This is a genomic window from Floricoccus penangensis, from assembly GCF_001832885.1.
GTDB lineage: Bacteria > Bacillota > Bacilli > Lactobacillales > Streptococcaceae > Floricoccus > Floricoccus penangensis.
In genome coordinates this window covers 186,129-201,562 of the sequence record NZ_MKIQ01000003.1, presented here as the reverse complement: position 1 = coordinate 201,562, position 15,434 = coordinate 186,129, and the positions used below count along the sequence as shown (strand labels likewise).

Genomic DNA, 15,434 nt, shown 5'->3' with positions numbered 1-15,434 from the left:
GATGAGTTTGAACTAATAGTTACGGAAGACTCCACAGGTTTACTAGAAGGAACTGTAGAGGAAGTGCTAGATTTCGACTCTTCAGTTGATTCTGTAGGTTCACTAGAGGGTTGTGTAGATGATGAGTTTGAACTAGTGCTTACAGAAGATTCCACAGGCTTACTAGATGATGCTGCAGAAGAAGTGCTAGATTTCGATTGTTCAGTTGATTCTGTAGGTTTGCTAGAAGATTGTGTAGATGATGAGTTTGAACTAGTAGTTACGGAAGATTCCACAGGCTTACTAGAAGGAACTGTAGAAGAATTGCTAGATTTTGACTCTTCCTTTGATGATTCTACCGGTTTGCTAGAAGATTGTGTAAATGATGAGTTTGAACTAGTGCTTACAGAAGACTCCACAGGCTTACTAGAAGTAACTGTAGAAGAAGTGCTGGATTTCGATTCTTCAGTTCCTTCTATGGGTTTGCTAGAAGATTGCGTAGATGATGAGTTTGAACTAGTGCTTACAGAAGATTCCACAGGCTTACTAGATGATGCTGCAGAAGAAGTGCTAGATTTCGATTGTTCAGTTGATTCTGTAGGTTTACTAGAAGGTTGTGTAGATGATGAGTTTGAATTAGTGCTTACAGAAGATTCCACAGGCTTACTAGAAGTAACTGTAGAGGAAGTACTAGATTTTGATTGTTCAGTTGATTCTGTAGGTTCACTAGAACTTGTATCAGTTGTAGGCTCACTAGAACTTGTCTCAGTTGTAGGTTCACTAGAACTTGTCTCAGTTGTAGGTTCACTAGAACTTGTTTCATCTATAGGCTCACTAGGCGTTGGTTCTTGAGGTATGTCTTTTGGAGGAGTATTGAAATTATGTAACTCAAAACCTCCACTTTGTTCTAAATTGTATGTAATTAGACGGCCATTTAAGCTACCACCATTAGCAGTAAATGTAGCTGAAGGTGCATAGACATCTCCTAATATACCATATGCTCTAGTGTTTATCTGAGTAGCATTTGGGAAGAACCAATTTACTTTTTTAGCAATTTTTTGCATTAATAAATTATGCGGACTACCATATGGAGCCCCAGTATCAACTACTGTATTATCAAGTAAAATTGCTCCTGCTCCAATATTCACTGTTGAAGCAGAAGATTTGAAGATAATTTTGTCATATGCATTAAGTACATCGCTCTTCAAATATAAATCTCTGATATTAAAAGTATCACTATTATCATTAACTACTAGAACTCTGTCATTAGTTGGTGATTTAGAAAGATTGTTGCTTGCTGCTTCAGCAGTACCGTATGAGTTTGCTTGTGTATCAGATACTAACCCTTCAATATCAGTCGCAATTTGTTCTGATTGAGAAACAATCATATTGAAAAAGTATTTTAACTTTTGCTTAGTTTTTTTCCTATGTGCTCCATGCTTCAAATGAAAGATATTTCTATTTGGAAACAAGTCTTCAGTATTTTTACAAGAAGCGTAACCATTTCTTTCAATAATAATTTCAGATGGAGTATTTTCAATTACATTACCTCCAAGAACTAAAGCTGGAACATTCTCAGGAATACTAGGTGTTCCGATAATATTTGAAGCACCCGAGCCTGCTCCACCATAGGTGAATCCATTGTTGGCAATGATATCACCAATAACGATTGTTGCACCTTCATTATCCGCACTATTAACAGTATGATTACCCAGGATAACCCCGTTATAGCTCTCAATTGAAGTGGAGATTGAAAATACAAATTGTCCCTGCTCCTGAACTACATCAGTTATTGCTGACTCGGCTTGAACAAGATTGCTACACGAAATAACTGTAGGTGCTAGAAGCACTGCAGTTGCCATAATTTTAGAAATTTTTCCCATTTGTCCCTCTTTTTTGGTATATACCAATTATTTTAATATTAATATATAGTAATAATTGTATTAAAGCAATAAGAATTGTGAAAAAGAACACAAAAATACATTAATTTTACAAAAAATTAAATTTTCTGATATTATATTAAGTATGAATGAAAACGCAAAAAAACTATTAAAATTTTCAATACCGGCAATATTAGAAAATGTGCTCCAAACAACAGTTGGCTTCGTTGATGCATTTTTGATTGCTAAAATATCTCTTTTAGCTGTTAGTGCAGTATCAATGGCAAACGGAGTTCTGGCCGTATATCAAGCCATATGTATCGCTCTTGCCGTAGCAGTCTCAACCATTATTTCTAATTACTTAGGCGCAAAAAATATGAAGACTGTAAGTAGTAAATCTGCTGCAAGTTTAAAACTTTCTTTGGTCCTAGGAATTATCTTGGGTTTATTTTCAATATTTTTGGCAAAACCGATTTTCCAGTTAATGGGGGCAAGTGGTGAGGTTCTTGAAGCAACCCTTCCCTTCTTCCAAATAGTTGCTGGTGCATCGATATTAATGATACTCTTATCTGTATTTGGTGGGCTTGTCAGATCAACTGGTGATAGCAGAAGCCCGCTTTATATTAATCTTGTAGTAAATATACTAAATTTTCTTTTTGATTTGGTCTTGATTTTTGGGTTACTTGGATTTCCTAAATTAGGCATTGTAGGTTCTGCAATAGGAACATGCTTAGCCAGACTTATTGGTGTTATCTTTTTATTCCTAAGGGTACAAAGAACTCCTGCCAGAATAAAAAAAGAATATCTCTTTGGGAAAACACCTATGAAAGATTTGGTTTTTCGAGCAATTCCCATTATGGGAGAACGTCTAACCATGAGAATGGGGGACTTGGTAATTTTTGCAATTATTATCGCTTATGGTAGTCAAGTGTTCGCTGGAAATTCAATTGGTGAAACAATAACTGCTTATAACTATTTAGCTGGAATGGGAATGGCAACTGGTGTAGCTATTATGGTTGCTCGTGAATATGGGCAAAAAAATATTGCGGATATTAAGTCTATTACAAGAGCGGGACATATAATAAGTGGCATTCTATCTACTATCATTGGGGGAGTAATATTCTTTGCAGGACCTTATATAACGAGTCTTTTTACGACTGATACTGTTGCGGCCCAAGCAGCTATGGTTGTCCTTTTAGTATCATTTATTTCTGAGCCAATTGTCTCAGGAGTTCTTATATACACTGCTAGTTTGCAGGCAATGGGAGATGCCAAAACCCCATTTATTGCAACAAGTATTGGAATGTGGATTATTAGAATTGCCTTAGCTTATGTACTAGGAACTGTCCTCAATATGCAAATATTAGGGGTATGGCTAGCAACTTTAATTGATAATGTATTTAGATTTATTGTACTAAAAATTGTTTATAGTAAAAAAGTTAATATCCAGTAAAAATAAAAAGGCCTATTAAGGCTTTTTATTGTGGATTTTAGATAATGTAAATAATATATTGGATATAAATTTAACTCATAAAATTTTATTATTATTCAATAATTTTGCAATCACTTACATTTATTATATAGTATAATAAAAATTGATAAACAACAGAGGGGCAAGCTATGAATAAAAAATTTAAAGTATTATTAATATGTTTACTAGTTTCCTTATTTCTTCCCTTTAAGGCTTGGCCGAATGAATTAACATATAAGATAGATAATAAAAATTTTTTCCAAGTAGCTATTTTTCGTGAGAATGCAATAAAACTTTCTGTGATTATGTTGATTCTTCTTATCTTAGTCTTGCTTCCTACATTAAAAAAGTACAGAATTCTTTTTCTAACTGCACTTTTCACAACATTTATTTGCTTCATGGCAATCCAAACACTATTTGAAGGACTACCTTATCTTTTTACAAATACTTATTTCAAGATTGGATTCTTTATAGTACCTATTTTAGCTATATGGACATACATAGAAATCATGCGAGAAGATTTAAAGACAATAAAATTTGAATAATATAGGAGGCAAATTATTGTCTTTTTTTTTGAAAAAATATCATTGAATTCCTACTTCTGTATGTCTTTTACTAATGAATAAAGCAATATTTTGTGTTAAAATTGAGACATGAATAATGCAGAATTGAGAATAAAAGAATTAGTAAAACTTTTAAATAAATATGCCCATGAATACTATACTTTGGATAACCCAAGTGTTGAAGATGCTGAGTATGACAAATTGTATAGAGAGTTAGTTGAACTTGAAGAGAAAAATCCAGAGTTAGTTCAAAATGATTCTCCGAGTCATAGAACTGGCGATTTAGTACTTTCTAAATTTGAGAAATATCAACATCAATATCAACTATATAGTCTTCAAGATGCTTTTTCGCGTGAAGAAATTGAAGAATTTGATGCTCGAGTAAGAAAAGTAATCCCGAATCCTGAGTACATCTGCGAATTGAAGATTGATGGACTTTCCTTATCATTAGTTTATGAAAATGGGGTACTAGTTACTGCAGCAACTCGTGGTGACGGAAGTATCGGTGAAAATATTACTGAGCAGGTCAAAAGAATTAAGGATGTTCCATTGGTTTTACCACAAGAAATTGATATAACTGTTCGTGGTGAAGCATACATGCCTAGAAAATCCTTTGATAAGCTAAATATTGAGCGTGAACTTGATGGTGAAGCACCTTTTGCTAACCCAAGAAATGCAGCTGCAGGAACTCTTAGACAGCTCGATACTAAAGTTGTAGCAAAGAGAAATCTAGCAACTTTCTTATACCAGGAAGCAAGCCCAGCAACACATGATACTCAAGAAAAGGTTCTTGAATATTTTGAGGAACTTGGTTTTGTAGTTAATCAAGATCGTATTTTTGCACGCTCAATTGAGGAAATTTGGTCATTTATTGATAAGGTAGCTGATATGCGTGGAAAACTTCCTTACGATATTGATGGAGTAGTAATTAAAGTAAATAGTTTAGCCCAACAAGAGGAACTTGGTTTTACAGTCAAAGCTCCAAAATGGGCAATTGCCTATAAATTTCCAGCAGAACTTGCTGAAACAGAAATTCTAAGCGTCGACTGGACAGTAGGACGTACTGGAGTAGTAACTCCGACTGCAAATATGATTCCAGTAACACTTGCGCAGACAACAGTAAGTCGTGCTACCCTCCACAATGTTGACTACATTAATGAAAAAGATATTCGAGTTGGTGACCTTGTAATTATTTACAAGGCGGGAGATATTATACCAGCAGTTCAAAGGGTTCTTTTCGACAAGAGAGAAGATAGGGAAACTCATCCGATTGAAGTCCCAACTAATTGTCCAATCTGTGATTCTGAACTTGTACATTTAGAAGAGGAAGTGGCTCTTCGCTGTATCAATCCAATGTGCCCTGCACAAATCAAGGAAGGTTTGGCACACTTTGCCAGCCGTGCAGCTATGAATATCGTAGGGCTTGGCCCATCAGTAATCAACCAATTATTTGATTCAGGTCTTGTAAAAGACGTAGCCGATTTGTACAAGCTATCAGTAGCTGATTTGATGACCTTGGATAAGGTCAAGGAAAAATCTGCAACTAATATCTATCAAGCAATTCAAAATTCCAAAGCTAATTCAGTTGAAAAATTGATTTTTGGTTTGGGAATTCGCCATGTAGGAGCAAAAGCAGCTAAAATCTTAGCTGAATATTTTGGTAATCTAAATGCACTAAGTCGTGCGAATGTAGAAGAGATGTCAGAAATTCAATCGATTGGTCATGTTATTGCTACATCGATCGCCACATACTTTGATAATGAACAAGTACAAGATTTGTTGAAAGAGTTGGAAACAGCAGACCTGAACTTTGAATATTTAGGAGCTAGACCACAAATAGATAGCATCTTATCTGGAAAAACTGTTGTTCTAACTGGTAAACTTGAACAATTTACTCGTACCCAAGCTAAAGAGAAACTTGAAGCATTGGGTGCAAACGTTAGTGGAAGTGTATCGAAAAAGACAGATATTTTAGTTGCTGGGGCTGATGCTGGTAGCAAGCTTGCTAAGGCACAGGAGCTAGGAATTGAAATTTGGTCAGAAGACGACCTTGCAAAAATATAAAATAGTGAATAGGTAAAAAACTCATGAAAAAAGCAAGATTAATTTATAATCCAACAAGCGGCAAAGAACTGATGAAGGATAATATTGCGGACATTTTGAATATTTTAGAAGGTTTTGGATATGAAACAAGTACATTTTCAACAACACCTGAAGAAAAATCAGCACAAAATGAAGCACATCGTGCTGCTCTTGCTGGCTTTGATTTAATTATTGCAGCAGGTGGAGATGGTACAATAAACGAAGTAGTAAACGGAATTGCTCCATTAAAGAAACGTCCTAAAATGGCTATCATCCCTGCTGGCACAACAAATGATTTTGCACGTGCTCTCAAAATCCCAAGAAATAATCCTATCGCTGCAGCACGTGTCATTGGTAAAAAGCAGACTCTTAAAATGGATATCGGTCAAAAAAATGATGATACATTTTTTATGAATATTGCTGCAGGTGGTACTCTAACAGAACTTACTTATAGTGTTCCAAGTCAGTTGAAAACGGTCTTTGGTTATTTAGCATATTTGACTAAAGGTGCAGAACTGTTACCACAGATTAAGATGGTACCAGTTAGAATGACACATGATAATGGAGTATTTGAAGGTGAGATCTCTATGTTCTTTGCAGCTCTTACAAATTCTGTAGGTGGTTTTGAACAAATTGCACCTGATGCAAAACTTGATGATGGTCTCTTCACTCTTATTATGGTAAAAACTGCTAATCTTTTTGAACTTGTACATCTAATTGGACTTGTGGTTAATGGAGGCAAGCATCTTGAGGACGATCGGGTTGAATATATCAAAACAAGTAAAATTGATTTGGAAGTCCTTTCAAAGGATAAAATGATGATAAACCTCGATGGAGAATATGGTGGTGATGCACCAGTTAAATTAGTTAATCTACATAATCATATTGAAATGTTTGCTAATTTAGACAAAATATCTGATGATAGCTACCTTGGGGATGAGAATGAACTTGCAAGGGAAGCAGTTGCAAGTAAATTTATCAAAGCAACTGAAGATTTAAATGATTAATTATTCAGACTAAAGTATTAGTGTTTTATAAATCAAAAATGCTATAATATATTAATAAATATATGGTAAGGAGAATATGATGTTTAAAAGCCAATTTATTCCATATTTATTAATCACAATGGTTGAAGCTTGGTTCTTTGCCGATTCATTATTTAGAGGATATATTTTCTTTACAGCAATTTGGGGAGTTTTCCTATTTGACAGACTAAGAAAAAGTTATTTATTGGATAAGGCAGTTAAAAAAGCTGGATTAGTGTAAGATAAATTAAATAGATAAAAAAAGATTGCTAGATTTTTTCTAGCAATCTTTTTAATGTTGTCCGCGAATTCTTTTTCGTGTTTTATAAGCAAGTTCACTTGCTGAGAATAATAATTTGTTGACTGGAATATCAAACTCCCCTATACCTTCTTCGATAGTTGGTATGAAGTTTTTCTTGAAGTTAAGTAGACCATCAGATTCTGATAATGAATTTTCGAGTCCACCCATATTTAGTGTCTTCGCACCTTTTTCAAAAGTATGATTTATCGCTTCATACCAAGCTAAATATGCAGGATAATATTTTTGGAAAGCAGTATCCATACCTGCATATAAATGTTCAGCATTACCACCAAAATCAATTGTCAATCCACCTGCAACAGGAATGATTTCACCATGTTCTTCAATAACTTTCTTAATAGAATCGAGATTATTTTGTGCTATTTTATAATCTTCTTCAATTCTTTTTAACCTTTTCTCGTTATTGCTTCGTGGATTTTCATATTCATTCTTAGCCTTTGAAAATTTTTCAGTAGCATCAGAAAGTAGTTCCTTAAAATTAAAATATACCATTGTTAAAATTGCTTCGTCAGGATATGTATGTAACATTTTTAAATAATAATCTTTATTTCTAAGGCTAACTTCTTTTCTTTCTTCAGTTTTTTTCATAAGGTATGAAAAATCATCAATGAGTTCATCGCTACCAAATTTAATTATTGGTGCACTGTTACGAGATTTTCTTAAAAATTGTTTAGTTTTTTTAGAAAAATTATCTTCAGAAAAATCTTCTTTACGAATTACAGCATTAAAGCGAGGTTGAATTGTTTCTGACATGTCAGCTGTAAGACCAGACCATCTAGCACCAGAATCTTCTATATTTTTAATAATTAATTCTGCTTCAGGATTTAATTTTTTTTCTTCACCAAGTTTAAATGAGTAATATGAAATCATTGGATCAATTTTTACAAACAATGCTTTTTTTGTTTTTCCATATTTTTTTAATGAATCTATTACAAATTTCACTAAATCTTTATCAGTATAGTCCATAATTGGTCCACGAGGTACATAAATCATTGTAAATCCAAGTGGGAGATCTCTAATTAAAAGATTAGCAGTTGCGACTAATTTATCATTATCATAAAAACCAATTCTCTCATTTCCCCAGTTATCTTTAATTTGAGCCCAAGAACTTGATTGAAGTAGGTTTACTAAATTTGATGATTTGACAAAATTGTCATGATCTTCCTTACTAATTCCGATTTTATAGGTGTACATTATTATCTCCAAATATTTATTTATCTAATTTTATATGATTAGGATTTTCAAATGTAATTCTAATCATTTCTTCAAACATAATAGTAAGTTCTTCATTTGAATATTTTCTTAAACCTGAAAGAGAAGAAGCTACTAGTCCGTTAGTAATTATCCAGCTTTTCATATGAATATTTTCAATAAAATCATTAGTAACATCCCTGTATTTAGGGTAATCGTTTATCATTCTATGGTAGTTATCTAAATCATCAAGAAATACTTTTCTATTGTTTGAAGTACCTTCAATGAACATTGCTAGATAGAGCTTTGGATTCTTTTCCCCAAAACGAACAAATGCAATAGAATCATTGATAATAGGGTTCTCATTATATTTCTTTTTTAATTCTTTGTCAAAAATGTTGTTATAAATGTAATCAACAATTTCCTCTTTATAATCAGCCATATTTTTAAAACAATTATAGATTGGTTGCGTTGAAATTCCAAATTCGTTAGCAACTTTTCTTGAACTAATATTTTTAAATCCATATTTTTGAACAAAGTTAACGCCATATTTTAGTAGCATATCTTTTGTAATTACCTGTGGTCTTGCCATTTCTTATCTTTCCCCTAGAACATATGTTTTTATTGCATGAGCAACGCCATCTTCATTATTTGATTTAGTGATGTATTTTGCTATTTTTTTAATATCAGGATTTCCATTCCCCATAACTACTGGATTCCCAACAACTTCCAACATAGAACGATCATTTTCTTCATCGCCAATTGCCATTGTTTCTTCAACTTCAATTCCTAATTTATCAGCTAAATGCATTACTGCATTTCCTTTGCTTGCTTTTTTATTAAGAATCTCTAAGTAGAAAGGTGCACTCTTAACAATTGTGTATTTTTCATAAAACTCTTTATTAAGTTTTTCAATCGCTAAATCAAGAATTTGAGGTTCATCAATATACATCATTTTTACGAATTCAAGATTTCCCATCTCTTCTGCAGTTCGATAGTAAAGAGGCATATTAACAAGAAATGATTCATGAACACTGTATCGTCCAATATCTCTATTTGCAGTATATATTCCTGAAGAGGTTATCGCATGCATATGAACGCCAATTCTACGTGATTCGGTTTCAATTTCAAGAAAGTCTTCTTTAGACAAAGGTTCACGAATGAATTCTTCACCAGTATCTGTAGCTTGGACTAATGCACCATTATAAGTGATAACATAGTCTCCCTCCTCGCGTAGATTAAGTTGATCTAAAATATCCCTGACACCAGGTAAAGGTCTACCGGTTGTGATTACGATTTTTACACCGGCTTCTTTAGCCTCTTGAATGGTATTTTTAACATTCTCAGTGATTTCTCTTTTATCGTTCAATAAAGTTCCATCAATATCGATGGCAACAAGTTTGATCATGGTTTAAAAGTCTCATTTCTAATATATTTTTCGAATTCCTTTTTCTCGTGGGAGAATAAAGTATTGTCTGCAGTTATCTCTTTGGGAAAGTAAAAGCGATTATCACCGTGGGTTGTACCCGCTAAAGCAGAAACAATTGTTGAAAGCTCCGAAAGCTCATTCATACTTCCATCTTTTTGGAGTATCTCAATTTGTGTTCGTGGTTTATCCGAATTTGGTCTATAAAAATCGTATGGTAGATCAAAATTAGAGTTTACCATCGTATAATAGTTAGGATCAAAACCACATTGAGCGACTATATCTCGCAAAAGAAATAGTTTGTCTTCGTCTTTTTTATCAAATTTAACAGATTTCAATAACTTTCTATTAATGAAAGAAGTAGATAAGTCTGCAAGAGTTTTATCACTATGTGACATCCAGTTTTGAAAATATGTATTCATAACTCCATCATCAAGTGCCAAATAGTCAAAAAGATCACTTGAACCATCAAAAAATGGTATTAATCTAGGTGAAGTTAGTTTGAAGTATGTCGGATCTTGTTCATAAAGAAACTTAGCTCTTTTAAGCAATTGTTTCAGAATTACTTCCATAGCACGACTTGCGGGATGAAAATAAACTTGCATGTACATTTGATATCGACTTACTATATAATCTTCCACAGCATGCATTCCTTGAATATTGAAGGCAATACCGTTTTCGATAGGAACTATTACACGTAAAATTCTTGTTAAATCAAATTGTCCATACATTACGCCGGTATAGTACGCATCTCTTAAAAGATAGTCCATCCTATCTGCGTCAATTTGACTTGAAATTAATTGAACAACTTGCTGATTCGGGTAATCATGCGTTATGACACTTGCAACTTTTTCTGGAAAATCTGGTGATACACGACGTAGAATTGCATTTATTTCTGTTCTTGGATCAGTAATGATTTCAACTGTAATGGCTTCATGATCCGTATCAAATAGCATTTCAAATGTATGTGAATATGCACCATGTCCAACATCATGAAGAAGAGCTGCACACCAAGTTACTAAATTTTCGTTATCATCCCATTTATCAGGATATTTTTCTGTGAAAATTTCTGTTATTTCTTTGGCAATATAGTATACGCCTAAACAATGTGAAAAACGACTATGTTCTGCACCATGAAAGGTGAAACTGCTAGTTCCTAATTGTTTTATTCTTCTTAAACGCTGAAATTCAGCGCTGTTAATTAAGTCATAAATAATCTCGTTGTCAACATGGATATAATTATGAACTGGATCACGGAAAACTTTTTCAATTTTTTCAGTCATATTTAAACTCTCCTTTCTACATTATACGAAAATTTTTTATAAAAAGACACCATAATAATTAAATAAGAAGGCAGCTTTCTCTATTTTAAAACAACAAGAATTAGAGTTTTTTTATTTTTAAAGATAACTAATTATTGTGAAATTGAGATTGATAAGTTTTTTTATGAACTTGGTTTATGGTATAATTAACCTACGCGTTTAATAATGTAAAATCAAAAGAAAGGAAAATCATGAGTAATAAATATGAACGTAGTATAGTATTATCTTGGTATGAAACTATGTTGCGAATCAGGGACTTTGAAAATGTTCTTGATGATTATAATAAGGCTGGTAAGCTATATGGAACAACGCACTTGTATAACGGACAAGAAGCGGTTGCTACAGGCATTTGTTCACAATTATCAGACGAAGATTTTATACTTTCTACCCACAGAAATCATGGTCATGCCATTGCCAAAGGAACAGATACATATAAGATGTATGCTGAAATTTTTGGTAGAAAAACAGGAACCAATTGTGGACGTGGTGGTAGTATGCACATCAGCGATTATAGCATTGGAAATATGGGTGGAAATGGAATTGTTGGAGGAAACTTCCCAATTGCCTTAGGTCTTGCAAAAGCCATTCAGATGGATGATAAGGAAAATATCGTAGTGTGTTTCTCTGGTGATGGTGCTACAAATGAGGGGACTTTCCATGAGACTATGAATATCGCAAGCATTTGGAATTTACCCATAGCTTTTGTAATTGAAAACAACCAGTATGCTATGTCTAGCGATGCAAGTAGAATGATTTCAGGAACAATAGTTGAGCGTGCTCAAGCATATAATATGAAGAGCTACCGTATAGACGGACAGAGTGTTGTGGCAGTTGCTGATGCTTTTAAGGAGATAAAAGAAGACCTGAAAGATGGTCCAGTTTTAATTGAAGCAATGACATATCGTTTCCGCGGTCATTCAAGAAGTGATGCGGAAAAATATCGTTCAAAGGAAGAATTTTTGAAATATGAAGATCCTATCTTGAATCTTCGAAAAATTCTCTTGAGTGAATATGATGTTTCATTGGATGAGCTTGCGCTTTTAGATGAAAAAATTTATCAAGAGATGATTACAAATGCTGAAAAGGCTTGGAATGATGATTTAGCTGTGATTGATACTGATAAGTTAGAAGAGGAAGTTTATGCAAAATAGAAAATTGACATATTTGCAAGCTGTAAATGAATCTCTTCATCAAATTCTTGATACAATACCCGAATCATATCTGTTGGGTGAAGATGTAGGAGCTTATGGTGGCGGGTTTGGAGCTACAGCTGGAATCATTGAAAAATATCCGGATCGAGTTCTAGAAACACCTATTAGTGAAGCAGCTATTACGGGGATTGCGACAGGTTCGGCTATCCTAGGCAAAAGACCAATTCTTGAAATCCAGTTTTCTGATTTCTTAACTGTTGCTATTGATCAACTTGTTAATGAAGCAGCTAAAATTCATTTTTTAAGTAATGGTAAAGAGTCTGTTCCAATGGTTCTACGAACTGCAAGTGGGAGTGGGACAGGTGCAGGTCCACAGCATTCTCAATCATTAGAAAATTGGCTCGCCCATATTCCAGGATTGATAGTAGCAATGCCTAGCAATGCTTATGATGCAAAAGGTATTATGCTTTCTGCTGTTAAAAATAATAATCCAGTAATTGTTTTTGAACCAAAATCACTTTATAAAATAGAGTCTGATATTGACATTCCCGAAGAAATGTACGAAGTTCCCTTAGGACATGCAAGAATTGTAAAAGATGGTAGTGATTTAACAATTATAGCACTTGGTAGAATGGTTAATATAGCAAAAAACATTGATACTCCTTATAGTATTGAAATTGTTGATCCTATAACTATTAATCCGTTAGATATTGATACTTTACTTGAATCTGCTAATAAAACTAATCGTGTATTAATTCTGACAGAGAGTATCGAAAAATCAGGAATTTCAGCTGAAATATTAAGTCGCCTTATTGAAGGGGGATTCAGTGGTAAAATAAAACGTCTTGGTTCTAAATTCTCACCAATTGCTGCCGCTCAGTCTATAGAAGAGAAATTAATTCCAACTGATGATGAGATATTAGAGGCCATAGAGGGTTTGATGCATGAAAATTAAGATAAAAAATATTGTCCTTGCTGATGGTGAGGAAGAGGTTATCGAACAGATTCATGATGGTCAAGTGGTCGAAAAAAATGGTTGGATTTATTTGACCTATGTTGATGAAGAAGGCTTTAAAAATGTAATTAAGCTTAATGATGAAAGTTTAATGCTTACTAGATTTGCTGAGCAAAATACTAAGATGAACTTTATTTTAGGACAGGCAGAAGCTACCATAATGACTCCAGTTGGTGTACAGTTTTTAACTACGGATACTAGTAAATTTGAGAAAAATGGAAATCACGTGAAAATTGATTATAGTTTAAATCAAAATAATTTTAAATTTGCAGATTATAAGCTTGAAATTGAATTTGACTTATGATAGAATAATAACGTTGACTTTGTGATACCTTCATGAAGTGCAACCGCACGAAGTGATGTTTAAGTAATAAATTTATATTTATTCACATCCTGAGGCGAGTCTGACTAAAGGGTTAATGCCCTTATATAAAAATCTAATAAGGAGGAATCACAATGACTTATGCAATCGTAAAAACTGGTGGAAAACAAGTTAAAGTTGAAGTTGGTCAAGCAATCTACGTTGAAAAATTAGACGTTGAAGCTGGGAGCGAAGTAACTTTTAATGAAGTTGTTCTTGTTGGTGGTGAAAAAACTACTGTTGGAACTCCATTCGTATCAGGTGCTACTGTAGTTGGTGAAGTTGAAAAACATGGTAAACAAAAGAAAGTTGTAACTTTCAAATACAAACCTAAAAAACATTCTCACCGTAAACAAGGACACCGTCAACCTTATACAAAAGTTGTAATCAAAGCTATCAACGCTTAATTACCTCTTGGTATGATTAAAGTTGAAATTAATAAGAAACAAGGAAAAATTGTTTCTTACGAGATATCTGGCCACGCCATGAGTGGTGATTTTGGTCATGATATTGTCTGTTCTGCTGTGTCTGTACTTGGTATAACAACTTGTAATGGTATTGAAAATCTTACAGACGTACAACCGCTCTATGAGATGGAAGATGGCTATTTATATATTGAAATGCCTACTGATATAGATGAAGAACAGGATAAAGTTGCTCAGATTCTTTTACAAAACTTTGAGTTTGCGATAAAAGATGTAATAGCTGAGTATGGTGAATTTGTACAATTCGCTTAAAAAATCTAATAGGAGGAATTCAAAATGTTGAAATTAAATCTTCAATTATTCGCCCATAAAAAAGGTGGAGGTTCTACATCAAACGGACGTGATTCTGAATCAAAACGCCTTGGTGCTAAAGCCGCTGATGGACAAACTGTAACTGGTGGTTCAATTCTTTACCGTCAACGTGGAACTCATATCCATCCAGGAGCTAACGTTGGTCGTGGTGGAGATGATACTTTGTTTGCTAAAATCGAAGGTGTTGTTCGTTTCGAACGTAAAGGCCGCGATAAAAAACAAGTTTCTGTATATCCAGTAGCTAAAAAAGCTTAATTAAAAATAATAAAGAATGTTGGTTTCGATCAATATTCTTTTTTTTATTATTGAAATGTGTTGAATTTGATACTATACTGATTGTATAATAAAATATATAGGAGAATCCAATGGTAAAGTACGTAGTTAATCCGGAAGTTGATGTGGTTAAAAGAGAGCACGGAATTATAGACAGTCCAGGCTTCAATATTATGGGGAGTGGACAACCTAATAAAATTTTAAGATTTTTAACTGTTTTGGCAGACTTTACTAGGCCAGTATATAATATTAGTCTTGAAAAAAATGGTCTTTTCTTTGTGAGACTGACTAAAGTTTTCAAATGGGAAAACGTTAGGGTACATCCATCTAGAGAAGCATTTTTACTACCATATGAACAGTTCCAAAAAGTGAAACTTATTTCTCAATTTGGAAACTACTCTTTAAAATTTAGCCTTAAGGATTCTAAAGGAAATAAGAAAGTCCAGTTTGCTAATAAGGTTTGTGAAAAAAGAGCTGTGGAAGAACTGGTGAATATGTTTGGAGAAAATAAAGGCTATTTGACACATCAAAAATCAAATCCCATTTTATTTGAATAATTGACTATGTGGTTTATATTTA

Annotated in this window: 17 protein-coding genes and 1 other annotated feature; of the genes, 12 read left to right on the top strand and 5 right to left on the bottom strand. The window is 33.5% G+C overall.

Going from position 1 to position 15,434, the window contains the following annotated elements; all coding sequences use genetic code 11:
• Window positions 1–1,862: collagen-binding domain-containing protein (locus BG262_RS02065; protein ID WP_070787225.1), on the bottom strand; the 1,862-nt coding region annotated here is incomplete at its 3' end.
• Window positions 1,863–2,004: 142 nt separating this feature from the next.
• On the opposite strand from BG262_RS02065, the gene BG262_RS02060 reads away from it, so the two are divergent.
• The 5 genes from BG262_RS02060 (at window position 2,005) to BG262_RS02040 (ending at window position 7,241) form a co-directional block, all read left to right on the top strand.
• Window positions 2,005–3,312, top strand: coding sequence for an MATE family efflux transporter (locus BG262_RS02060; RefSeq protein WP_070787224.1), 1,308 nt, complete (start codon window positions 2,005–2,007; stop codon window positions 3,310–3,312).
• A 167-nt stretch (window positions 3,313–3,479) separates the two neighbouring features.
• Window positions 3,480–3,875 (top strand): hypothetical protein, encoded by a 396-nt coding sequence (locus BG262_RS02055; protein ID WP_070787223.1) that lies wholly within the window; start codon window positions 3,480–3,482, stop codon window positions 3,873–3,875.
• 108 nt (window positions 3,876–3,983) lie between these two features.
• Window positions 3,984–5,957, top strand: coding sequence for an NAD-dependent DNA ligase LigA (gene ligA / locus BG262_RS02050; protein ID WP_070787222.1), 1,974 nt, complete (start codon window positions 3,984–3,986; stop codon window positions 5,955–5,957).
• A 23-nt stretch (window positions 5,958–5,980) separates the two neighbouring features.
• Window positions 5,981–6,982 carry a diacylglycerol kinase gene (locus BG262_RS02045; RefSeq protein WP_070787221.1) on the top strand — a complete coding sequence of 334 codons (1,002 nt, stop codon included), beginning with the start codon at window positions 5,981–5,983 and terminating at the stop codon, window positions 6,980–6,982.
• A 79-nt stretch (window positions 6,983–7,061) separates the two neighbouring features.
• Complete coding sequence (locus tag BG262_RS02040) at window positions 7,062–7,241, top strand: DUF3272 family protein (protein ID WP_070787220.1); 180 nt, start codon at window positions 7,062–7,064, stop codon at window positions 7,239–7,241.
• 51 nt (window positions 7,242–7,292) lie between these two features.
• On the opposite strand, the gene BG262_RS02035 is transcribed toward BG262_RS02040, so the two are convergent.
• The 4 genes from BG262_RS02035 to BG262_RS02020 are packed head-to-tail and all read right to left on the bottom strand — an operon-like array spanning window position 7,293 to window position 11,219.
• Window positions 7,293–8,513 (bottom strand): aminoacyltransferase, encoded by a 1,221-nt coding sequence (locus BG262_RS02035; protein WP_070787219.1) that lies wholly within the window; start codon window positions 8,511–8,513, stop codon window positions 7,293–7,295.
• Between the two features lie 16 nt (window positions 8,514–8,529).
• Window positions 8,530–9,102 (bottom strand): TetR/AcrR family transcriptional regulator, encoded by a 573-nt coding sequence (locus tag BG262_RS02030; RefSeq protein ID WP_070787218.1) that lies wholly within the window; start codon window positions 9,100–9,102, stop codon window positions 8,530–8,532.
• Window positions 9,103–9,105: 3 nt separating this feature from the next.
• On the bottom strand, window positions 9,106–9,918 hold the full coding sequence (yidA, locus tag BG262_RS02025) for a sugar-phosphatase (protein ID WP_070787217.1): 813 nt from the start codon (window positions 9,916–9,918) through the stop codon (window positions 9,106–9,108).
• Window positions 9,915–11,219: an HD domain-containing protein gene (locus BG262_RS02020; RefSeq protein WP_070787216.1), complete on the bottom strand. Its 1,305-nt coding sequence runs from the start codon at window positions 11,217–11,219 to the stop codon at window positions 9,915–9,917. The genes yidA and BG262_RS02020 overlap by 4 nt, the downstream gene beginning before the upstream one ends.
• Window positions 11,220–11,449: 230 nt before the next feature.
• Between BG262_RS02020 and BG262_RS02015 the strand changes: the two genes are divergently transcribed.
• From BG262_RS02015 to BG262_RS01985, 7 genes are all read left to right on the top strand, one after another.
• Entirely contained in the window at window positions 11,450–12,409 is a 960-nt protein-coding gene (locus BG262_RS02015; protein WP_070787215.1) for a thiamine pyrophosphate-dependent dehydrogenase E1 component subunit alpha, read from the top strand.
• The gene (locus BG262_RS02010; RefSeq protein WP_070787214.1) at window positions 12,399–13,364 is read left to right on the top strand and encodes an alpha-ketoacid dehydrogenase subunit beta; all 966 of its coding nucleotides are present in this window, start codon (window positions 12,399–12,401) and stop codon (window positions 13,362–13,364) included. The genes BG262_RS02015 and BG262_RS02010 overlap by 11 nt, the downstream gene beginning before the upstream one ends.
• Complete coding sequence (locus BG262_RS02005; protein ID WP_070787213.1) at window positions 13,354–13,728, top strand: YwiB family protein; 375 nt, start codon at window positions 13,354–13,356, stop codon at window positions 13,726–13,728. Before BG262_RS02010 ends, BG262_RS02005 begins: the two co-directional genes overlap by 11 nt.
• A gap of 31 nt (window positions 13,729–13,759) precedes the next feature.
• Window positions 13,760–13,840, top strand: a sequence feature (ribosomal protein L21 leader region).
• Window positions 13,841–13,880: 40 nt separating this feature from the next.
• Window positions 13,881–14,192, top strand: coding sequence for a 50S ribosomal protein L21 (rplU, locus tag BG262_RS02000; protein WP_070787212.1), 312 nt, complete (start codon window positions 13,881–13,883; stop codon window positions 14,190–14,192).
• Window positions 14,193–14,204: 12 nt separating this feature from the next.
• On the top strand, window positions 14,205–14,522 hold the full coding sequence (locus BG262_RS01995) for a ribosomal-processing cysteine protease Prp (protein WP_070787211.1): 318 nt from the start codon (window positions 14,205–14,207) through the stop codon (window positions 14,520–14,522).
• Window positions 14,523–14,546: 24 nt separating this feature from the next.
• On the top strand, window positions 14,547–14,837 hold the full coding sequence (rpmA, locus tag BG262_RS01990) for a 50S ribosomal protein L27 (RefSeq protein ID WP_070787210.1): 291 nt from the start codon (window positions 14,547–14,549) through the stop codon (window positions 14,835–14,837).
• A gap of 110 nt (window positions 14,838–14,947) precedes the next feature.
• Window positions 14,948–15,412: a hypothetical protein gene (locus BG262_RS01985; protein ID WP_070787209.1), complete on the top strand. Its 465-nt coding sequence runs from the start codon at window positions 14,948–14,950 to the stop codon at window positions 15,410–15,412.
• Window positions 15,413–15,434 lie beyond the last annotated feature (22 nt).